The 22,807-nt window shown below is 60.0% G+C and carries 14 protein-coding genes and 1 pseudogene; 11 read left to right on the top strand and 4 right to left on the bottom strand.

Going from position 1 to position 22,807, the window contains the following annotated elements:
- Window positions 1-118 precede the first annotated feature (118 nt).
- A complete protein-coding gene (locus BM321_RS14705) occupies window positions 119-2,059 on the top strand; it encodes a type VI secretion system Vgr family protein (RefSeq protein WP_092442971.1) in 1,941 nt (646 codons plus the stop codon).
- A gap of 30 nt (window positions 2,060-2,089) precedes the next feature.
- Here BM321_RS14705 and BM321_RS14700 read toward each other — a convergent pair whose 3' ends face one another.
- Genes BM321_RS14700 through BM321_RS14690 form a run of 3 tightly spaced genes read right to left on the bottom strand, consistent with a single transcriptional unit; the run spans window position 2,090 to window position 4,108 of the window.
- Entirely contained in the window at window positions 2,090-2,353 is a 264-nt protein-coding gene (locus BM321_RS14700) for a hypothetical protein (protein WP_092334426.1), read from the bottom strand.
- Between the two features lie 19 nt (window positions 2,354-2,372).
- Complete coding sequence (locus BM321_RS14695) at window positions 2,373-3,638, bottom strand: PAAR domain-containing protein (RefSeq protein ID WP_092334428.1); 1,266 nt, start codon at window positions 3,636-3,638, stop codon at window positions 2,373-2,375.
- A 35-nt stretch (window positions 3,639-3,673) separates the two neighbouring features.
- A complete protein-coding gene (locus BM321_RS14690) occupies window positions 3,674-4,108 on the bottom strand; it encodes a DcrB-related protein (protein ID WP_092334430.1) in 435 nt (144 codons plus the stop codon).
- Window positions 4,109-4,356: 248 nt separating this feature from the next.
- Between BM321_RS14690 and tssI the strand changes: the two genes are divergently transcribed.
- The 5 genes from tssI (at window position 4,357) to BM321_RS14670 (ending at window position 12,668) form a co-directional block, all read left to right on the top strand.
- Entirely contained in the window at window positions 4,357-6,288 is a 1,932-nt protein-coding gene (tssI, locus tag BM321_RS14685; RefSeq protein ID WP_092442970.1) for a type VI secretion system Vgr family protein, read from the top strand.
- Window positions 6,289-6,306: 18 nt separating this feature from the next.
- On the top strand, window positions 6,307-6,741 hold the full coding sequence (locus BM321_RS14680) for a DcrB-related protein (RefSeq protein ID WP_092442969.1): 435 nt from the start codon (window positions 6,307-6,309) through the stop codon (window positions 6,739-6,741).
- A 244-nt stretch (window positions 6,742-6,985) separates the two neighbouring features.
- Window positions 6,986-7,162, top strand: a complete 177-nt coding sequence (locus BM321_RS30525; protein WP_175535000.1) for a hypothetical protein — start codon at window positions 6,986-6,988, stop codon at window positions 7,160-7,162.
- Window positions 7,155-11,519 carry an RHS repeat-associated core domain-containing protein gene (locus BM321_RS14675; protein WP_092442968.1) on the top strand — a complete coding sequence of 1,455 codons (4,365 nt, stop codon included), beginning with the start codon at window positions 7,155-7,157 and terminating at the stop codon, window positions 11,517-11,519. Before BM321_RS30525 ends, BM321_RS14675 begins: the two co-directional genes overlap by 8 nt.
- On the top strand, window positions 11,520-12,668 hold the full coding sequence (locus tag BM321_RS14670) for an ankyrin repeat domain-containing protein (protein WP_092442967.1): 1,149 nt from the start codon (window positions 11,520-11,522) through the stop codon (window positions 12,666-12,668).
- Window positions 12,669-12,880: 212 nt separating this feature from the next.
- On the opposite strand, the pseudogene BM321_RS14665 reads toward BM321_RS14670, so the two are convergent.
- A pseudogene (locus BM321_RS14665) lies at window positions 12,881-13,360 on the bottom strand (protein kinase); the annotation flags it as partial.
- Between the two features lie 703 nt (window positions 13,361-14,063).
- On the opposite strand from BM321_RS14665, the gene BM321_RS14660 reads away from it, so the two are divergent.
- The 5 genes from BM321_RS14660 to BM321_RS14640 all read left to right on the top strand — a co-directional run bounded on the left by BM321_RS14660 (window position 14,064) and on the right by BM321_RS14640 (window position 22,807).
- A complete protein-coding gene (locus BM321_RS14660) occupies window positions 14,064-14,423 on the top strand; it encodes a DUF6124 family protein (RefSeq protein WP_092442966.1) in 360 nt (119 codons plus the stop codon).
- A 147-nt stretch (window positions 14,424-14,570) separates the two neighbouring features.
- Window positions 14,571-14,810: a hypothetical protein gene (locus BM321_RS14655; RefSeq protein ID WP_092442965.1), complete on the top strand. Its 240-nt coding sequence runs from the start codon at window positions 14,571-14,573 to the stop codon at window positions 14,808-14,810.
- Between the two features lie 999 nt (window positions 14,811-15,809).
- Window positions 15,810-16,841 carry a histone deacetylase family protein gene (locus tag BM321_RS14650; protein WP_092330968.1) on the top strand — a complete coding sequence of 344 codons (1,032 nt, stop codon included), beginning with the start codon at window positions 15,810-15,812 and terminating at the stop codon, window positions 16,839-16,841.
- An 11-nt stretch (window positions 16,842-16,852) separates the two neighbouring features.
- Window positions 16,853-17,953 carry a polyamine ABC transporter substrate-binding protein gene (locus BM321_RS14645; protein ID WP_092442964.1) on the top strand — a complete coding sequence of 367 codons (1,101 nt, stop codon included), beginning with the start codon at window positions 16,853-16,855 and terminating at the stop codon, window positions 17,951-17,953.
- Window positions 17,954-18,196: 243 nt separating this feature from the next.
- A complete protein-coding gene (locus tag BM321_RS14640; RefSeq protein ID WP_092442963.1) occupies window positions 18,197-22,807 on the top strand; it encodes a dermonecrotic toxin domain-containing protein in 4,611 nt (1,536 codons plus the stop codon).

Here is a 22,807-nt window from a genome sequence, read left to right as displayed (position 1 = left end):
TCGCGATAGCGCAGTCACATTCAACATCCGTGTTGACTGACATACCGCCATCGCGAGCAAGCTCGCTCCCACAGTTGTTCCAATCAGCGGCGCAGCCATTACAACGATGAGATGACCGATGTTATTCAACCAAGCCTCACGCCTGGCCAAGATCACCAGCCCCCTGGGACCCGAGGTGTTGTTGCTCAAGGACATGAGCGGCGGTGAAGAATTGGGCCGGCTGTTCAACTACGAGTTGCAGCTGCATTCGCTGGACAACGCCATCGATTTGAATCAACTGCTCGGCAAGCCCATGTGCGTGAGCCTGCAGCTCGATGGCGGTGGCGAACGCTACTTCCACGGCATCGTCGCCCGGTGCAGCCAGAACGTCGACCAGGGCCAGTTCGCCAGCTACCACGCCACCCTGCGCCCATGGCTGTGGCTGCTGACCCGTACCTCCGATTGCCGGATTTTCCAGAACCTGACCATCCCGCAGATCATCAAGCAGGTGTTCCGCGACCTGGGCTTTTCCGATTTCGAAGACGCCTTGAGCCAAACCTATCGCGAGTGGGAATACTGCGTGCAGTATCGCGAGACCAGTTTCGATTTCGTCAGCCGGCTGATGGAACAGGAAGGCATCTACTACTTCTTCCGCCATGAGCAGGGTCGTCATGTGCTGGTGCTGGCTGACGCCTATGGCGCCCACACCCGTGCGCCGGGCTACGCAACGGTGCCTTACTACCCGAAGAATGAGCAACAGCGCGAGCGCGACCATATCCACGACTGGCACCTGGCCCAGGAAGTCCAGCCCGGCTCGCTGGAGCTCAACGACTACGATTTTCAACGCCCCAGCGCACGCATCGACGTACGCTCGGCCATGCCCCGCCCGCACACTGCCGGCGACTATCCCCTCTACGACTACCCTGGCACCTACGTGCAGAGCCAGGACGGCGAACACTACGCCCGCACCCGCATCGAAGCCTTGCAGACCCAGCACGAACAGGTCGAGCTGGCCGGTAACGCTCGGGGGCTGGGCTCGGGGCATCTGTTCAGCCTCACGGGTTTCAGCCGTCAGGACCAGAACCGTGAATACCTGATCGTCGGCGCCCGCTATTACATTTCCCAGGAAAGTGGCGAAACCGGTGGCGGCGCGCCGACCGCGCAATTCGAAAGCAGCCTGACCTGCATCGACGCCCAGCAAAGTTATCGTCCGCTGGCGATTACTCACCGGCCCATCGTCAAAGGCCCGCAGACCGCATTGGTGGTGGGCCCCAAAGGCGAGGAAATCTGGACCGACCAGTATGGCCGGGTGAAGGTGCATTTCTACTGGGACCGTCACGACCAATCCAACGAAAACAGCTCGTGCTGGATTCGCGTGTCGCAGGCGTGGGCCGGCAAGAATTGGGGCTCGGTGCAGATCCCGCGCATCGGGCAGGAAGTGATCGTGGGCTTCCTCGAGGGTGATCCGGACCGACCGATCATCACCGGTCGCGTCTACAACGCCGAGCAGACCGTGCCCTATGCGTTGCCTGCCAATGCCACTCAGAGCGGCACCAAAAGCCGTTCGAGCAAAGGCGGCACGCCGGCGAATTTCAACGAAATCCGCATGGAAGACAAGAAAGGCGCCGAGCAGCTGTACATCCATGCCGAGCGCAACCAGGACATCGTGGTCGAGGTGGACGAGAGCCATTCGGTGGGGCATGACCGCAACAAGAGCATCGGCCACAACGAGACGGTCCTGATCGGCGAAGACCGCCTGCGGGCCGTGCAGCGCAACGATGCCCTGCTCGTCGGCGGAGCCAAGAGCGACAGCATCAGCACCCAATACCTAGTGGAGGCGGGTTCGCAGATTCGATTGGTGTGCGGCAAAAGCGTGCTGGAGTTCAATGCCAGTGGCGAGATCAATATCTCGGGCACAGCGTTCAATATCTACGCCAGCGAAAATGGCAACATCGACACCGGCGGCCGTCTGGACCTCAACTCCGGAGGCGCCAGCGCCGTGGACCCTAAAGGTAAAGGCCTCAAGGGTGTGATCGACGCGGCGGTAAAAGCGTTGTTCCCGGCAAAGGCCCGACCCTGAGGTTCATGGCCGGAACAACCGTGGCCAGCATCAAATGGCGGTGCCGCGGTTCGTTCCGGGCTGGACGATCAACAGCTGGTCCAGCTCGCGCTTTTTGCAACGGGCCACAAACGGCAGCGCAGCATCCGGGTCACGCCTGAACAGCTCGAAGGTCGCCTGATTGATTTCGTAGTATTCCTCGTAGTCGGCCATGCCATTGCTGACCGGTATGGAGACGTAGAACCGACCCGAATCTTGTTCGATGCCCACGGAAAACATGTGCTCGCGACTGACCAGAACATCTTGAAACTTCATGACTTGCCTACCTCTACCGTCACAATGGCGTCCAACTGAAATCTTTGGGCAAAATGCCCCCGGCGTCGATGACCGCCTCGCTGGCGCCGGTGGGCAGCTTGCCGCCAGGAATCCAGAATTCGTTGGCGCCGGCCTCGTTACCTGAAGGAATCCGCAGGTTCATGTCTTTAGGCGCGGGAATATCGACCCGCACCAGGGTACTACTTTCCAGGGTATTTTCTGGCAACCCAAGGGCCTTCTCCAATGCGCGCTTGTCACCCTTGGCATTGGCCACCAATTGATCGGCTTCAGCCTTGGGCATGAGGAACGTCGTGCCGTCGCGCTGGGCGATGCCGTACTTGTCCAGGTTGGCCTTGGTGGTGAAGCGCGAGGCACCGTTCTCGAACTGGGCCAAGTGCTCCTTCACATACTGGGGTGACAAATAGGTGTCGGCGTCGGGCCGCGACCCTTTCGGCATGGCCAGGATATCGGCCTCGGTCACGCCAGGCTTGTACTTGGGCGGCGGCAGTTCGGCAGGCTTGGCCGCCTTCGCCATTTTCGGGCTCAGCCCCAGCATGGCCATGCCGGCGACACCTTGCAGCAGGTCCCGATAACCAGGCCCCAGGCGATCACCCAAATCGCCGAGAAGCTCCATGCCCCCCAGGATCAGCCCGCCCACCACCACGAACTCGACGAGCACGGCGATACCCGCCATGGCGGCCATGACCAACGCAGCACCTGCCGCCAACAACCCCAACACTTCCAGCCCGGTGTGCATCCAGCCTTCGAGGTCCAGGACAAACGCCACCGACACCGTCGGCCCACCAATAAACGTATTGGGGCTGCCGGTCTTGATATGCGCGCCACACACCATTTTGCTGTGCAAGCGCGCCGCCGGTTTGCCGTTGATGAACACCGTGGCGCTGCCTTCGGCGATCAGCACCGGAAAGGGCCAGATCGGATGGTTCATCGGCAGCCCGGTGCAGGAAGACGATACGTCTTCACCCGCCCTCATGGCATTGCGGTCGTTGATGTAGACGTTGAAGCTGCCCACTATCAACGCCCCCGTGGTGGGTTCGGGCAGGTTGAAGATGGTGGACAGGCCTTTGACGATCTGGAACATCGACAAGCCGCCGGCGGCAATCGAGCCGGCCATGATCGCCAGCGCCACACCGCCCGTGGCAACCGTCGCGGCAACCACCGCAGCGCCGATCAAGGCGCCCGCCACGGCTCCGGCGACCATCGCGGCCAACCCGAACCCGTGGGCTATTTCGTCACCCAGACGTGCTGCAGCCTGTGCATCCATGATGTGTGTGAGTACTCAGTGGGACGTATCGATGCTCAGACGATCGGAGGCTGTGGCTTGAACGAATGCATCGCCAGCTTCCAGGCCGGCTCGTGATAGGCGAAGTCGCTCGGTGTGGTGGTCAAGGTGGTGATCAGCACCGACGGCTTACGCTCGATGAACACCTGGCGCAGCATCAGTTCACGCCCCTCGCGTTGCCAGGTGTAATCCAGCAACGTGGTGGTGTGTCCTTGCAGCACCGTGTCCCAGCGCTGAACCAGCTTGAAGCCCGGCAGTTGCTGCTCCGCGCTTTTGAGTTGGCGGTCCACGTATTCGGCAAAGGGCGCGTCGCCCTGGGTGGCGTCGCGGCTGATCACAAAACTGGCTTCTTTAGCGGGACCGACGGCCGGCAGCTTGAAAATATTGATGCTCTGGTCCTGCCAGGCATCGGGGATTTCGAGATCGGCTTCTTGAATGCGGTAAGAGGTCACAGTAATCGCTTTCCATGGACGTGAGGTGACGCGCGAAGGAGCAGATATTCAAGTAATGCCTGGGAACAATCAAGAACCGGGTTCCTCTGCCTCACGTAAGGCACTACATTATGCGATCAGCGTCACTACTCTGGCGTTTACATGCCTGTGCACGCGCTGTCGAAGGGCGCGATCTCTTGATCTTGAACGTCAAAAGCCGGCAATCTTGCGCAGCGTCAAATGGACTGCGGCCGCGATAAGGACAACCGATGCTATTCAACCAAGCCTCACGCCTGGCCAAAATCACCAGCCCCCTGGGACCCGAGGTGTTGTTGCTCAAGGACATGAGCGGCGGTGAAGAATTGGGCCGGCTGTTCAACTACGAGTTGCAGCTGCATTCGCTGGACAACGCCATCGATTTGAATCAACTGCTCGGCAAGCCCATGTGCGTGAGCCTGCAGCTCGATGGCGGTGGCGAGCGCTACTTCCACGGCATCGTCGCCCGGTGCAGCCAGAACGTCGACCAGGGCCAGTTCGCCAGCTACCACGCCACCCTGCGCCCATGGCTGTGGCTGCTGACCCGCACCTCCGATTGCCGGATTTTCCAGAACCTGACCATCCCGCAGATCATCAAGCAGGTGTTCCGTGACCTGGGCTTTTCCGATTTCGAAGACGCCTTGAGCCAAACCTATCGCGAGTGGGAATACTGCGTGCAGTATCGCGAGACCAGTTTCGATTTCGTCAGCCGGCTGATGGAACAGGAAGGCATCTACTACTTCTTCCGCCATGAACAGGGCCGCCATGTGCTGGTGCTGGCCGATGCCTATGGCGCCCACACGACGGCACCCGGCTACGGTTCGGTGCCCTACTACCCGAAGAACGAGCAGCAGCGCGAGCGTGACCACATCCACGACTGGCACCTGGCCCAGGAAGTCCAGCCGGGTTCGCTGGAACTCAACGACTATGATTTCCAGCGCCCGAGTGCGCGCATCGACGTGCGCTCGGCCATGCCCCGCCCGCATACCGCGGGTGACTATCCGCTGTACGACTACCCCGGCACCTACGTGCAAAGCGCCGACGGCGAGCACTACGCCCGCACCCGCATCGAAGCCTTGCAGACCCTGCACGAACAGGTCGAGTTATCGGGTAACGCTCGGGGGCTGGGCTCGGGGCATCTGTTCAGCCTGACCGGCTTCAGCCGCCAGGACCAGAACCGTGAATACCTGATCGTCGGTGCTCGCTATTACATTTCCCAGGAAAGTGGCGAAACCGGTGGCGGTGCGCCGACCGTGCAATTCGAAAGCAGCCTGACCTGCATCGACGCCCAGCAAAGTTATCGTCCGCTGGCGATTACTCACCGCCCTATCGTCAAAGGCCCGCAGACCGCCTTGGTGGTGGGCCCCAAGGGCGAGGAAATCTGGACCGATCAGTATGGCCGGGTGAAGGTGCATTTCTACTGGGACCGTCACGACCAATCCAACGAGAACAGCTCGTGCTGGATCCGCGTGTCGCAATCCTGGGCCGGGAAAAACTGGGGTTCGATGCAGATCCCGCGCATCGGCCAGGAAGTGATCGTGAGTTTCCTCGAGGGTGACCCGGACCGGCCGATCATCACTGGCCGTGTCTACAACGCCGAACAGACCGTGCCCTATGACCTGCCTGCGAACGCGACCCAGAGCGGCATGAAAAGCCGTTCGAGCAAGGGTGGCACGCCGGCGAACTTCAACGAAATCCGCATGGAAGACAAGAAAGGCGCCGAGCAGTTGTACATCCATGCCGAGCGCAACCAGGACATCGTGGTCGAGGTGGACGAGAGCCATTCGGTGGGCCACGACCGCAACAAAAACATCGGCCACAACGAAACGGTGACCATCGGCAACAACCGCCTGCGCATCGTCAAGCAGGAGGACATCCTCTCGGTGGGCCAGCGCAAGACCGACAGCATCAGCCAGAGCTACGTCATCCAAGTGGGCGAGAACCTGCGCCTGGTGTGCGGCCAAAGCATCCTGGAGCTCAACGCCAGCGGCCAGATCAACCTGACCGGCGTGCAGATCAGCTTCTACGCCAGCGGCGATGCCGAATTCAACACCGGCGGCGTGCTGCACCTGAACAACGGCGGCGGCCCGGGTGCCACGCCGGACGGCCAGGGCGTCAAGGGCAAGATCGACGCCAACATCAGCGCCGCGTTCCCCAAGGGCTAACTTCGAGATCTATGGGCCATGACTTACCGCCTCAATGAATTCCAGCTCCAGCTACCGCCCGGCGAGTTGCTGGACGCGACGATCAACATCCTCAAGTTCCCCGAACTGGGCACCTCCTTGATCGTCAGCCGCAGCCTGCTGGCCGAGGGCGAAACCCTGCAAAGCAACCTCGACGACCAGCTCAAGCGCCTGGAAAAACAAGTCCAGCAACTGCGCTGCCAACCGGGCGCCACCGTACGCGTGGGCGCCAACCAGGAAGTCGAAGCCATCGAGTTGCGCAGCCAGTTCAACAAGGGCAACGAAAAGGTTTTCCAGTATCAACTCGCACTGGTACTGCCCGGCACCCGCAAGATGCTTGCCTTGAGCTACGTGAAAGCGGAAAAGCTCGGCGATGCCGAAGCGGCGCATTGGGCGACGATCAAGGGTTCGCTGGTGTTCGACACCCAACCCTGACCCTTGCGGGAGCGAGCTTGCTCGCGATGGCGGTGGACCAGTCACTGATGAGGTTGACTGAAAGGGCCTCATCGCGGGCAAGCTCGCTCCCACAGGGGGATGGCGGTAGCCGGGATGTTGAAGGCATCGCCGAACACAGTGTGGGAGCGAGCTTGCTCGCGATGGCGGTGGGTCAGACGCTGGTGATGTTGACTGAAAGGGGCTCATCGCGAGCAAGCTCGCTCCCACAGAAGGACGGTGGTGGATGGAACAAAAAGTACCCGCTCTGAAATCGCTTGAAGAAACAGAAGCGGATCAAGCGCCAGAAATGGCATTTGAGCATGCCGCAACCCACAAGGACATTGGCGCAATGGAAGGCCACAAATTGCTTGAATCCACGTTCTCCAACCACCCTACCCGTCTGAGCAACCTGCATGTCTGACGCGCTCTGGGCCGCCCGCCTGGGCGATGCACTCAATCACACCTCGATGATGGCCGACATCCTGGGCGGCGTATTGGAGGTGGCCGCCAACATTGCGATCACTGCCCTGGCGACTGCCGCCGTGGTCGCGGCCACGGGCATCACCGTGGTCACTGGCGGCCTGGGTTGCTTCGTCCTGGGCCTGGTGGTGGGCACCATCGTCGGCCTGGCCATGAGCAAGACCGGGGCCGACAAAGGCCTGAGCGATTTATGCGAGGGCATCGGCAACGCCTTCTTTCCGCCCACGGTGCAGGCCAACATCCTCACCGGCTCCAAGGACACCTTCACCAACAACATCCCCTCGGCCCGCGCCGCCGGCATTGTGGTTTCCCATGTCGCGCCGGCCGGCACCGAACTGGAAATGCCCGAGCCGGAAGAAGAAGCCGAAACCAGCTACCTGGACATGGCCGGCGATTTCTTCTCGCAGATGTGGCGCCCCACTGTCGCCTCACCCGCCCCCGGTACGGAGACCCGCCCGGAAGACCTGGTGATCTGCACCAAGCACCCGCCCATGCCTCCGCAGTTCATGGCCGAAGGTTCGGAGAAGGTCACCATCAACGGCCAGCCCGCCGTGCGCAGCGGCGACCGCAGCACCTGCGATGCGACGGTGGTGTCGGCCGGATTGATCTCGCCCAACGTAACCATTGGCGGCGCCTCGGTAGTGGTGCGCGAAATTCGCAGCGGCAAGACCCCGGGCGTAGGCCTGGCGGTCACCGCACTGCTGATGCTCAAGGGTGGCAAGGGCAAGTTCTTCAGCAAACTGCCGTGCATGCTGGTGGGCGGCGCGGTGTCCATGGCCGCCAGCAGCGCGGCGAACGCGGCCGCCAACGCCGCCATGGGTTCGTCGAACCCGGTGCATGCCGCCACCGGAGCCAAAGTGCTGGGCGCTGACGAGGACCTGGATTTCGTCTTGCCCGGCATCCTGCCGATTGACTGGCAGCGCGTCTACAACAGCCGCGACGAACGCCGCGACAGTTTGTTCGGCGCCGGCTGGAGCGTCGCCTACGAAGTGCAGGTGGAAATCCAGCCCCACCCCGAGGGCGGCGAAACCCTGGTCTACACCGACGAACAGGGCCGGCCCATCGACATGGGCTCCATCCCGTTGGGCGGCGCGGTGTTCAGCGCCGGCGAAGGCCTGGCCGTGCGCCGCCATGTGAATGGGCAATTGCTGATCGAAAGCGAAAACGGCCTGTACCGTTTGTTCGAACCTTCGCCAGTCAACCCCTCACACCTGCGCCTGAGCCAACTGGGCGACCGCAACGACAACCGCATCCACCTCGACTACGACGACGCCGGACGCCTGGTGCGGCTGCGCGACACCTTCGACCTGGTGCAAGTCGAGCTGATCCGCGCAGGCGAACGCGTCACCCACATCGAACGTCTCTACCCCGACCAAACGCGGGAGGTGCTGGTCAGCTACGCCTACGACGCGGCGAACACCCTCGCCGAAGTGCGCGACGCCACCGGCCAGGTGCAACGGCGCTTCCGCTACGACGCCGGACAACGGATGGTCGAGCACCAGCTGCCCACCGGCCTGCACTGCTTCTATGAATGGGCCCTGATCGACGACCAGGAATGGCGCGTGGTCCGCCACTGGACCGACGAAGGCGACGCCTACCAGTTCGACTATGATCTCAAGGCCGGCATCACCCGCATCAGCGACAGTTTGCAGCGCGTCAGCACCCGGCAGTGGAACAGCCAGCACCAGATCACCCAATACACCGACAACCTCGGCCAGACCTGGCTGTTCGAATGGAACGATGAGCGCCAGATGCTCAGCGCCACCGATCCACAGGGCGGCCAGTATCAGTTCAGCTATGACGACGCTGGTAACCTGATCAGCGAAACCGACCCGTTGGGCCGCAGCGAATCCACCCTCTGGCTCGAACACTGGGCCCTGCCGCTGGTGGACACCAACGCCGCCGGCCACAGCTGGAAATACCGTTACGATCAACGCGGCAACTGCACGGCAGAAACCGACCCGCTGGGCCACGTCACCCGCTACCGCTACGACGCCCACGGCCAGGTCGTGGAAATCATCGACGCCACCGGCAAAAGCAAGAAACTGCGCTGGAACCCGTTTGGCCAATTGGTGGAACACGTCGATTGCTCGGGTTACCCGACGCGTTTCAGCTACGACGCCCGCGGTTACCTGCACACCATCACCGACGCCCTCGGCGAACGCACCCAATTCAGCTACGACCCCCAAGGGCGTTTGCTCGGCAGCCAGTTGCCGGACGGCCGCACCGAGCACTACCAGCGCGACACCGCAGGCTTACTCACCGGCTACACCGACCCGGCCGGGCACACCACGCTCTACCAACACAACCGCCGCGGCCAGGTCCGCCAACGCACCGACGCCCAGGGCCGGCAGGTGCAGTTTGCCTACGACAGCTTCGGCCGGCTGCAAGCGCTGACCAACGAGAATGGTGAAAGCTACCAGTTTGCCTGGGATATCGGGGATCGGTTGACCGAACAACGGGACCTGGACGGCAGCGCCAAGCGCTACGACTACGACCGCCTCGACAACGTCGCGGCAGTGACGGCGATGCCCGCGCCCTACGGCACAGGCCTGGCGCTCATTCCCGAAACACCGCCGGCGCCCATCGTCCATCGCCTGGAACGCGACGCCGTCGGCCGGCTGATCGCCAAAGTCACCGACGATGGCCGCACTGAATACAGCTACGACCCACTGGACCAACTCACCGCCGTCACTTTCACCGACCTGCAAGGCAACGCCCAGACCCTGAGCTTCGCCTACGACGCCCTCGGCCAGTTGCTCGCCGAAAACAGCACCGCCGGCAGCCTGCAACACCGCTACGACGAACTCGGCAACCGGATCCAGAGCCAACTGCCCGATGGCCGCTGGGTCAACCGCCTGTACTACGGCAGCGGCCACCTGCACCAGATCAACCTCGACGGCCAGGTCATCAGCGACTTCGAACGCGACCGCCTGCATCGCGAAGTGCTGCGCACCCAAGGGCAGATCAGCACCCGCAGCGAATACGACCGCAGCGGCCGCCTGCGCGCGCGACAACGCCGCCACAGCGGCCAACCCTCGCTGCTGCCAGCGGCGGTGCAACAACACTTCGAGTACGACCCCGCCAACAACCTCATCGGCAAACTCGACCAGCAACCCGCCGCACAACAGCGCCAGCTGCTGCACTACGACGCCACCGGCCGCATCATCGCCAGCCAGGACAGCCTGCACGGCCAACGCGAGACCTTCACCTACGACGCCGCCGCCAACCTGCTGGACGGCCCGCCCCCCGGCGCCGGGCTGGTGGTGCACAACAAACTGCTGACCTACCAGGACAAGCGCTACCGCTACGACGCCTTCGGCCGGATGATCGAAAAACGCAGCGCCAAACGCGGCGTGCAACACTTCGCCTACGACGCCGAAAGCCGCTTGATCGAGGTGCGCAACGACGACGGCAGCGTGGTCAACATGGCCTACGACCCACTGGGCCGGCGCATCGAAAAAACCGAACACGACAGCAATGGTTACCCGCTGGGCGAAACCCGTTTCACCTGGGACGGTCTGCGCCTGTTGCAGGAACACCGCCACCAGCAAACCAGCCTCTACCTCTACGAAGACGACGGCTACGAACCCCTGGCCCGCGTCGATGGAAGCGGCCCGCTGCAAAAGATCCGCTACTACCACAACGACCTCAACGGCCTGCCGGAACAACTCACCGAGGCCGACGGACACAACGTGTGGCAGGCCACGTATCGGGTGTGGGGCAATACGCTGGAGGAAGTGCGCGAGCCGTATTACATCGAAGAGCAGAATTTGCGGTTCCAGGGGCAGTACCTGGACCGGGAAACCGGGCTGCATTTCAATACGTTCAGGTTTTATGATCCAGATGTGGGGCGGTTTATTACGCCGGATCCGATTGGGTTGGCAGGTGGATTCAACCTCTATCAATACGCACCGAATCCGATGGGCTGGGTGGATCCGTGGGGTTGGGAAGTTTGTCGACTCAGCGCCTCACAGAAGAGAGCGATGGGGCCTGCGCCCAAGGGTATGGTGAAGCCGCATTACCATCATATCGTTCGCGAAAAAGCGCCGAAAAGTTGGAAAGCGCAAAATCGAAAATACATTACCGACTCGCAAAAAATTCTGGCCAAACACAAAATCGGCCTGAACGACGATCCGCGCAACTTCACCTGGGCCCAAAATGGTGGGGGAAATCACTCGGTAGCCAGCGCGAAAAAAGTTTATGAAATACTTCAGAAAGCGGACCTCGGTGGGACGGCCAGTGTCGAAAACGCATTGAAAAAAATGGGTGATCAAATGGCAAAGGGAATTTTTTAAATGACCAACCCAGAAGAATTGTATGAAAAGAACATCAAGACTTTATCCGCCATTCATGCCGACATCGCCTCGGGAAATGAAGCCTCGCTAAAAAAGCACCTAGAGGAAAATCCCGCTCTATTGCACCTGCCCCTGTATGGCCTTGAAGGGCAGGAGACGTTGCTGCACATGGCTGCCGAACAGGGTCAAACCGAAGTTTGTCGCTTATTGGTGGCGTTAGGTATTGCACTGGACCAGCCTGCCGCGAGTTCCGGCAACAGCACCCCCCTTGCCGCAGCCGCCGGCAACGGGCACCTACAAACATGCCAATGGTTTCTTGAGGCAGGTGCCTTGGTGGACGGTTGGCCTGACAGCATAACCACCCCGCTGATTGACGCGATTACCTCTGGACACCAGCACGTCGTCAATCTGCTGATAGAACACCATGCCGACATCAATCGACTGCATACCCGGCTGAATACCGCGCCATTGGACATTGCCAATACGTGGGGTTTTACAGAAATTGCATCCGTCTTAAGAAAATCCGGGGCGGTCAGTATCATGGACGTTATTGAGAACCCGGCCGAAGAATTCGGCGGCCCCATAGTCACTTTCGTGCACAACACCGCAGGTTGGGTTTTACCCGCGCAACTGAGTCCCTTAAGCAATGAAGCGGGGCTGGAGCTGCGTATCAGCTGCATCGAGGGTAAGAACACGTTCAAGTTACTCTTCACCATCGGACTTTTTGCCAAAAGCCCTCATACCGAATTATTCGTATGCTTGCCCGGCGACTGGCCTCTCACGCCGCAAGGTTTCCCTCCCCACAGTCCTTGGGTTTTTCCGGTTGAGTTGCTGTCCCTGCTCGCTCGCCACACGTTCGATAACGGCCCGTTGTCGGAAGGCCAGATCATCTCAAAAACAGATAAAGACTTCGCTCAGCTCAGCTGGCCTAGCGATACCGACGCGCTGTTGGTCGTGGACAAAATTTGGAACACCACTGAAGAACCGGTGGATGAACACCATGAAGACTCGGTAAAACTCTACGTTCTGGTTCCCCTCAAGCTGCCGAAGAAAGGGCTGCCTGAGGGTGACGCTTTAGCCTCGCTCTTGGAGAAAAAACGAAAGGCGAGCTGGAAAAGTATCGCGTTGACTTCACCGCTACAAAATTAACGCGTAGAGGACAAATCTGGAGTGATCGGAGATGTAACGTGCAGCCGCCTTCGCGAGCAAGCTCGCACACAGGGGATTTGCGTGAACGCAATGTCTATGAACAACCCGGAAAAACTGTGGGAGCGAGCTTGCTCGCGATGACGGCGGCACCTTCAACATCACCGGGTCAGACAAGACCGCTATTGCGAACAGCTCGCTCCCACAGGGGAATGTCACCACCAAGACGAAACATCACCCAATGCATCACGCAACTGAGCCGCACCAATACGCCGCTGCCCCGGATCAAGCGCCAACGCCATTCGCAGCGCCGGCCAGCAACGCCTGGGCAGGTTGCGCGGTGCCTTGAGCCCGCGCTCCAACCGGGCATCGCGAGCCTCGGTGGCGGGTAACCGTCGGAACGGGTGCTTGCCGCTCGCCAGTTCGTACAGCACGCAAGCCACACCATAAACATCGGCACCCGCCGACAGGGGCGCACCTTCAAGCAGTTCAGGCGCCGCGTAACCTGGCGTCCAGGCGTTGAGGCGCTCACGGTTCAGGTTCGGCAGGTGCTGCGAGGGCCCTCCCTCGGCCAGGCCCAAGCCAAAATCGAACAGACGCAGGCCCTCCTCGCTCAACATGACGTTGCTCGGCTTCATGTCGCCATGCCGCACGCCCCGGCCGTGGGTATACGCCAAGGCATCGAGCAGCAGCAAAACTTCCTGTACGTGCATAACCTTAGCTCTATTGGCATGTTTAGCTGGACAGCTAAACATGCCAAACCAGCTAATAATCGATCATTTTTTGATCTATCAAGACTCTGGCACCAGTTAGGATGAGCTTGTAGAACATCAAGGAATTCACCGTACGGTTCCTTACCCGACATCCAACGACGGCTCAAACTCATTCATTGCTGACGAGCCGGATGCCGGGTTATGTCGCCTTCCTCTCGCCGCAGCACCACAATCCCGCTGGACGACAAAACTGCCCCAAAATAGTCGGCTCATTCCTACAGAAAAAACACTGCTCCACCAAACGAGAGCAAGCTCCCTCGCCCCGAATCCTGGGCACTACAAAGGCTTGTTTATTCTCCCTCCGCAACGCCTCCACCAAGCTACGAATCCTTGCGCCATTGCCTACAACTACGCCAGAATCCGCCCGCTTGTGCGCCTTGCCCATGGGTTCTATCGTTTCCCTGCCACTGCCCATCAGTGGTCGGGTTTAGTAGCCCGAGGTAGTGTCAGTAAGATGCACGAGCTCTCCATCCAAACAGGTTTCTACCTGTCCTTGATGGTGGCTGTGCGCAGGGCGCTTCGGCGCGCCGGCAATGCTGATCTCCCCGGTCTACTAACCTGCGTACAGCCGCCACCCTTCTTTTAGTAGGGAAGAGGTTGCGGCTTAACCATGGAGTATCAGCACATGTTCAAGCCAACACCGAATCCCCCCGAAGCAGATCGCAGCTCTGCGTCCACCAAATCCAAAACGAAGAAACAAGACGAAGCAGAAAAGCGCGCTTTGGATTACTACCTGCTACCGAAGCCGGAAAAATCCGAAGATGCATCCAAACCGGGCCAGCTGTTCACCGTGGCAAAAAACACCGACAACGAATGCCTGCTCGCCAACCTCAGCGAAAACCTGGCATCCGCCGACGCGATGATCAGCAACCTGGCCTTCGACCTGGAAGGCCCCCGCCGCCACATCGCCCTCGGCATCCAGCAGCTGATTGAACTGAGTTCATTGCTGGCAAACCGAGTGCTAGATAACGTCGACCCACGCTAGCCGCTACAGCATCAATCCCGTGGTGAGGGAGCTTGTTCCCTCGCCACGGATTGTCTACACCTCAAAAGCAGGCATCTAACCCGCGACTGCTATGGATTCTTAGGCGACCGCCTCATCATCAAGAAAAATGAGAACGACTCAAAGACCATGGACGCTACTAAGCCTGCGGTCATTCAACCTTTCGCGACCACTCACATGATCGACACCTTCCGCATGGGGGTTTCTCCGGACGTGTTCGACGCGGTTTACGACTCTACAAGAAAAGCTCTTAGTGAGATGGGGTCACGCGTCATGGCTGAATGTGGTGCGCAAAACCCAGTGTCCCAACAGCGGCTAGCGGAGATCATGGAGGAAACTAGAAATTTTCATGCCGACCAGTGGTACTGAACAGATACGAAACCAGCATGTCTTTCCGCTCTCAAATATTATAAATTCCCTTCCGCTTCCAGACATGGCAGGCTTGGCAAGGAGCCTGATTGAGCTAGAGTCACTAAAGGAACGTGTGACACGCCCTAGCGAGTCAGTTTCTGGGCCTATCGACGTAGCCGTCATTAGCAAACATGATGGATTCGTATGGATCTATAGAAAACACTACTTCAAACCTGAACTTAATCCCAGATTTTTCAAACGAGCAGATGATGGAGTCAGATATGAGCTTCTCAGCCTCCTGTCCAGCGGAACCAAGCGCATCGGCTGTAGCCAAAAATGCGCTGCGTTTTGAGAACCAGCAGATTCAACCAGCTCGTCAGGCAAAGGACGCCAGCCAATACGATTTGATGATCCGTCAGCTTGACAGAAAGCCGAGTACTCGAGAGACACTGCTGTCATTCTCAAGTTAATAAATAAAAACCCGTGCATAGCGCGGGTTTTTTATGATTCGTTTTTAATGCCCAGATCGATTCAGCCTTTTATAAACATATACATCCATCGAAGCATTGCCCGGCTTCACTATATTCCGGATGCGTACCCTATAACTCAGGCTGAACTTACCCATGAGGCCATTTATGGCCAGATGCTATTTTTCGCTAACCTGCTCTTCACTATCGATCCAGCCAGACGCCCTCTTCCCCCAGCAGCAAGCTCTTATAGAACAAAATTTATCTAATTGATTTTAAAGATAAATTATTTGCCGATTTATCGGCATGTTCTCTGCGCGACAGCGCAGCCTCATCGCAGGCTGCGGGATCTCCCTCCCCACAAAATCACGCCGTCGCCATCGAAGCTGCCCCATACCCCAACCCCGCGTACCCACGCGCCAACAAGGGGCGATTTACGGTCAAACCTTTTGGCCATTTCGATCCCCTTTTGGCCTCTCCTGCCGTTCTCTGAAACGCCGCGCGCCGCAAGACTGTGTTCAAACCGACCAGCCTTGCGGAGAACAAAAAAATGCTGACGATCTACTCAGACGATCACCACCTGCACCACGGGCGCTGCGAGTTGATGGATGGGCAATTGATGCCTTGCTTCGAGATGCCGTCCCGGGCCGATCATGTGTTGGAGCGGGTCAAGGCACGGGGGCTGGGGCCGGTGGAGGCGCCGCAGGATTTTGGCCTGGGGCCGATCCAGCGCATCCACAGTGCGGCGTACCTGGAATTTTTCAAAGGCGCCTGGGACCGCTGGGCCAAGTACAACCGCGACGGTGATTTGTTGCCCTTCACCTGGCCGGCGCGAACGCTGCGCTCGGTCATCCCCACGAGCCTGCACGGCCAGTTGGGTTATTACAGTTTCGACGGCGGTGCGCCGATTACCGCCGGCACTTGGCAGGCGGCCTACAGCGCCGCGCAGGTGGCCCTCACCGCTCAGGCGGACATCCAGCGCGGGGCGCGCAGTGCCTTTGCGTTGTGCCGCCCACCGGGGCACCACGCCGCGGGCGATTTGATGGGCGGTTATTGCTACCTCAACAACGCCGCCATCGCCGCCCAGGCCTTTCTCGACCAGGGCCATCAGAAGGTGGCGATCCTGGACGTGGATTACCACCACGGCAACGGCACCCAATCGATTTTCTATGAGCGCAGCGACGTGTTGTTCGCCTCGATCCACGGTCACCCCGAGGCGGAGTTTCCGTTCTTCCTGGGGTATGCCGACGAGCAGGGCGAGGGCGACGGCGAGGGCTTCAATTTCAACTACCCATTGCCGGCCGGCTCGGGCTGGGACACCTGGAGCGCGGCGCTGGAGCAGGCCTGCGGGCAAATCCGGGGTTACGACGCCGATGTCATCGTCGTGTCCCTGGGTGTCGACACGTTCAAGGACGACCCCATCTCGCAATTCAAGCTCGACAGCCCGGATTACCTGGCGATGGGCAAGCGCATCGCGGCGCTCGGCAAGCCGACGCTGTTCGTGATGGAAGGCGGCTACGCGGTGGCAGAAATCGGCATCAATGCCGTGAACGTTCTTGAAGGTTTCCAAAGCGCCCCATGAGGAATCACAGCATGAACAGACTCAAGCGTTTTATGGCCCCGGCCGTGTGCGCCGCGCTGCTTTGCGGCGCTGCCCAGGCCGAGGAGCGCACCTTGCGCGTCTACAACTGGTTCGACTACATCACGCCCAAGGCCCTGGAGGATTTCAAGGCGCAGAACAGCCAGGTCAAGCTGGTCTACGACATCTTCGACACCAACGAGGCCCTGGAGGCCAAGCTGCTGACGGGTAATTCCGGCTACGACGTGGTGGTGCCGTCCAACGTGTTCCTGGCCAAGCAGATCGAGGCCGGGGTGTTCCAGCCCCTGGACCGCAGCAAGCTGCCGAACTGGAACCACCTCGATCCCAAGCTGATGAAGCTGATCGAAGCCAACGACCCGGGCAACAAGTTCGCCGTGCCCTACATGTACGGCACCATCCTGATCGGCTTCAACCCGGACAAGGTCAAGGCCGCCCTGGGCGACAGCGCGCCGGTGGACAGTTGGGACCTGATCTTCAAGGAAGAGAACATCAGCAAGCTCAAGCAGTGCGGCGTGGCGCTGCTGGATTCGCCGTCGGAGATCCTGCCCCTGGCCTTGCAGCACCTGGGCCTGGACCCCAACAGCAAGAAGCCGGCGGACTACGCCAAGGCCGAAGCGCTGATGATGAAGATTCGCCCGCACATCACCTATTTCCACTCGTCCAAGTACATGGCCGACATTGCCAACGGCGACATTTGCGTGGCGGTGGGTTACTCCGGCAGCTTTTCCCAGGCGGCCAACCGCGCCAAGGAGGCCAAGAACGGCGTGACGGTGGACATGCGCCTGCCCAAGGAAGGCGCGCCGATCTGGTTCGACATGCTCGCCATTCCCAAAGGCGCCGCCAACCCAGGCGATGCCTACGCCTTCATCAACTATTTGCTGCAACCGCAGGTGATCGCGCCGGTCAGTGATTTTGTCGGCTATCCGAACCCGAACAAGGACGCCACGGACATGGTCGACCCGGCGATCCGCAACAACCCCAACCTGTACCCGACCGAAGCGGCCATGACCACGCTCTACACCTTGCAACCGTTGCCACGGGATGCCGAAAGGGCGCGGACGCGGGCCTGGACGCGGATCAAGTCCGGTCAATGAGATCGTCAAGCTAAGCAGAAAACCTGTGGGAGCGAGCTTGCTCGCGAAGACGCCGGTACATTCAACATCACCGGCCCTGATACACCGCTTTCGCGAGCAAGCTCGCTCCCACAGGCGCTCTCCCCGTTCCCTCCCACGCCCCATACATAGTTACCACCTTCCCCGTTTTGAGCCGCCCTAGCATGGAAAACCCCGAGCGTTTCGCTCCGGGAACGCCATGGATCACAAGACAGGGAGACTCAGATGACATCTACGTCTAACACCAGGCCCAAAGCCGACCCCAAGGAAGCGGTATACAACCAGTTGCTCGCAGGGCCCACCTATCCAGAGGTCGCGGCCGTGCTCCTGAGCGATGGCCTCAAGAAGCTCTACCCCACGCTCAACCTCGATCCGCACAATACCTTGGTCGGCGAGCCGTCCTGGGACATTGTCGATGACGAAATCGTGCGGCGCCCGACCCGCTACGAAACCCTCAGCGAGATGCTGGCCGGGCTGGTGAACGAAAAAAGCGACCCGATGCTGTTGATCGAAGGCTTGCACTTCCTGACCCAGTTGCCGCTCACCGAGCCCGAAGTGCATTTGCCGGTGCGCATCGACCAGATCGGGCGCCTGCTCAACGAACTGGTACCGGCCATGCTGACGGCCTGTCAGGAACAGCAACTGGCGTATTGGAATGCGCCGCAGGGCGAGTCCGGCCCACTCTGGCATGAACTCTCCAATACCCTGCGCAAGGCCTGGGATGTCACGCGCATCGAGGGCTGGACGGCCACTGAATGCGCCATGGCCCGGCAATTGTTCCATTACCCCGACCGCAAGGACCGTAAGGACAACGACCCTTATGACACCCACGCGTACCTGATCGACATCAATAACGTCGATGGCCCAGAGGTCAGACGCCTGGGTGACACCTCGCTCGTGGTGCTGATCGGTACGGTCGATAGAAAGGAAGTCATCCTGACCTACTCGCTCAACAACGGCTATGAGAAGTTCGATTCACGGAAGGCCTTTGGGGAGTCCTTGCCGTCCCACTTCATTCCGGGCAGCTACCGGAATCTCCAATGGCAGCTGTACGAGCCCGACGGCAACATTTTCGATCACAAGGCCTGCGGCATCATCGCCGAGCAAGTCACGATCCTCGGGACTTTTCCGCAAACATGGGCGATCTACGAAAACACATCGCCCCCGGCCAACGAAGAAACGGACGACGATGCGCTCGTGGCTTTGTTCCAGAAACAAATGCCCGATTGGTTGCTGGGGGCCTCGCCGACCGACCAGATCCTGTTCGCCCAGCACATGAAGAGCCTGTCGATATTGAACCAGGCCCATGCCGGCAAAACCTACCTGGATGGGATTCCTCCCCTCAAGGAATATGCGCTCGGCCTGCTGAGGAAGCGGATGGTCTCGAAGCATGCCGACGCCTCGAAGCTCGACCTGGAGGCAATCGAGATCGAGGTACGCAGCCCCGTGGTCTGGGGCACCTTCGTGGTGCCCGGCAAGATCGAGACCACCCGGTTCAGACTCGTCGAACTTGCCTTGCAAAACCTCATCGCACTCCCCCTTGGCGACAAAATCGTCAAGTTCGTGGACGACACCGAGTTGCCCGGTTGGATGACCGTCGAGTACGTCGAGAGCCTCATCACCCAGGTCGACATCGGCCGTGTCTACCCCGAACTGATCAAGCAAAAGCTGCTCGACGATCCGGCAGAGTCGAGGCGCCGCGAAAAGCTCTACACCTCCCAATTACGCATCCAGCTCCCGATGCTCGCGTTGGAATGCAAGATCCGTGGCCTGGGTCACCTGGACGATCGGGGCTACCGCTACGTCGCCGCACTGATGCAGCCCGAAGAAGCCAATCGCAAGGTGGACGGAAAAACCATCGTCCTGCGCAGGCTGGCCTTCGTGCCCGAGCTGCAACTGGGCGACGCGGAGGATGTCGTGACCAATATGTTCATCATCGGCCCAGAGGACTCAAGCGCCGGGCCCTGCTTGCTATACCGCCCCATGATGCAGCCGCAGTTGAGCCAGTACCCGTCGTTCAGCAACCTGTTGTACGCCATCAAGCAAACCCCTTCTTTGCGTCAATCGGTGCTGGCGTGGTTGCCCGATGGGGTGCGCGACGATTACGGCCGGTTCGTCTTTCCCGACTTGCTGCCCTCCCCTTGGAGCATCGTGGCGTTCGTGGTCGCCCCGTTGACTTCATTGGCCAATAGCGGCCCCGTCAGGTTGACCGACAAGACCCTCGGGGCGGATTTTCTACCGCTGTTGTTCAAGGCCAACGCCGATGCCCTGGTGGAGCTGGCCGATCGGCAAGCGGTGTCCAACCGTGAAAATCGCTGGCAGACCTTCAAGCGGACAGGCTGGCTGATTTTCAATTTGGCCTTGCCTTACCTCGGGACCACCGTCGGCACCGCGGCCTGGCTCTGGCAGATCATGGACGACATCGACAAGCTGACGCAGCGCAACGACGAAGCCAATCGCCCGGCCAAGTGGGAAGCGTTCACCGACCTGTTGCTGAACCTCGCATTGGCGATCATTACCCATGCCATCGACCGCGCCAGGGCCGCCAGGAGTCCGAATCGGGCACAGGTATCCAAGGAGGTGCGCGAACTGGAGAGCCTGCCAAAACCCGAACATCAACTGGTGATAGAACAGCTCGAACCGTTGTCGAGCTCGGCGCTGCCGGCCGAACACTACGAGACCATCCGCTCCAGTGGCGCCTTGATGGGACGCTCGAGGGAAAGCACCCGGCTCCTGGACGCCTTGAGCATCGACGAGCCCACGGAGCCCGGGCAGCTCCAGGCCGAAGGCGCACTGAAAGGGCTCTACGAACGAAGCGGGAACTGGTACGCAAAAATGGCGGGGAGCTGGTTCAAAGTGAAAGTCGAAGGCGAATCGGTCTCTATCATCGACGGGAAAGACCCCACCCGCGAGGGGCCGCCCTTGATCAATGATACCCACGGCACATGGCATATCGATACGCGCCTGCGATTGCGTGGCATCGGCTCCAAAGGCATCCGGCAAAAAGTCATCGCCGACGCGCAAGGGCGCCGCACCGAGCTGCTTGCCTCACTCAATCGGTTCGAAGAAAAAAAGCCACAGAACCAGAAATTGCTGACCATGCAAGCCAAGGAAATGAACGAGGCTGCGGGGCCGGCCAAGGAAATAAAGCGCGACGAATATGTGGAGCTGCTGAAAACACAGCGGGAAAACTACGAGAAGGCGTTGCGAACATTGATGGAATGGCCGCTCTTCCAGTCAAGACCCGACTACGCTCGCACCCGGCTCGGCTACCTGAACGCGCAGATCGATTTCACCTTCGCCGAAATGGAGGCGCTCCAGGAACGATTCATCCCGGCCTTGAACAAGGCCAAGGGCATGATCACCTCCGGGGTCGAGGTGCTGGAGCAACAGCACATCGACGCGGCCGAGAGCATGATCAGCGTCGGCGACGATATGATCGAACGCCTGGACTATATGGAAACGCGCTTCACCGAGCTGAAGACTGTGGGCTACGAAGGCTTCGAATTTGTCCATCGGCACCGCAAGAAGATGCCGCTCTATACGGCCGCCGACCTTCGTATGATCAAGCTGGATATGTATCGCCATCTCTGCCTGTCGCTGGAAAGCGTCGAGTCGATGCCCGAAGGCTGGGAGGCGCTCAACCAGGTCGTCGATAACGCCACGGTGGCGTTCCAGAGCCTGCGTGACGCGATCGATGAGCGAAGCGTGATCCGGCTGGACGAGCGAATCGATGCATTCGGCAGCCTGGCCGAACAGTTCGTGGCCATCGGTGAACATCTCCAATACTTGGGTAACGAATACAAGGGCAGCGTGCTGCCGTTACAACTGGCGCGACTGCGCTCAGGGATCGCCACGCTGGAGCAATGGACGTTGCATCACCTGGGGGCCGCCTTGGAGGAAAGAAAGAATCAGCGAAGCTCGGGGGCGCCTTACGAACAACGGCCCAGGCCTCGGAAAAAATTCATCCGGGCGCGCTTTTGGGGCCTGGTCAGTGGCGAGCCGCGCTTGTCCAAGCTCATGGAGGAAACGGACTGGGTCGATGTGAAAAAACCCTTCTCGGGGGAGATCATCGTCACGTTCCACCGCAAGGAAACCGGCGAATGGATTCCTCACCTGAAGCCCGATGCTGCACCGGCCGCTGTCCCGGCGTTGAACATCAGCGTCGCCAAGGGCAATGACCTGATCAACGGCCTGGCGGCGTTCAAAGCGCAGATCGCAGAAAGCGCAAAGACCCCCACCCAAACGCCCACCGGCCTCGGGATGATCCTCAACGCCCACGCCGGCAGGATGGAGAAGATCAGCGCGGCAATCAAAAAAGCGCTCGACCAGGCGCAAGGCGTGGCCTCCAACGAAACGTTCGAACTGCCGGAAGAACAGCGGCGCGCGGCGGAAACCTTGCGCGGGCAACTCGAAAGGGAGTCGAGCGCCCTTTACATCCTGGGCTTCGACACGGTCTTGAATCTCATCAAGCAACGCCCGCCAACCATGAGCAGCATCCTGTGGCTCAAAAGCCGCAACCAGATTTCCATCACCAAACAAAAGAGCCGTCAACGCATCAAGACCCCGCCCCACGGCTATCTCGACCGGTACGAGATCAAGGACGTGAAGACCAATAAAACCCTCTGGTTCGCGGATTTTCGTTACTCGAAAAGCTGGGTTCCCGCCTACGCATTTCTTTCTGCACGCTTGAAAACCATCGAGCAAGCCAGCCAGGAAGCCGTCGATGTCGACGACATCCAGCCTCTCACCCAGCGTGAACTGGTCGACCATTACCGCAGCGAAATTGCCGTGGACCAGGCCAAGGAAGTGTTCTTTCATAAAGCCCGCTCATGA

Origin of the sequence: Pseudomonas sp. NFIX10 (assembly GCF_900111955.1) — a bacterium.
Classification (GTDB): domain Bacteria; phylum Pseudomonadota; class Gammaproteobacteria; order Pseudomonadales; family Pseudomonadaceae; genus Aquipseudomonas; species Aquipseudomonas fluorescens_AA.
The sequence above is the reverse complement of the archived record's forward strand: the minus strand, read 5'-3'. Positions and strand labels throughout refer to the sequence as shown.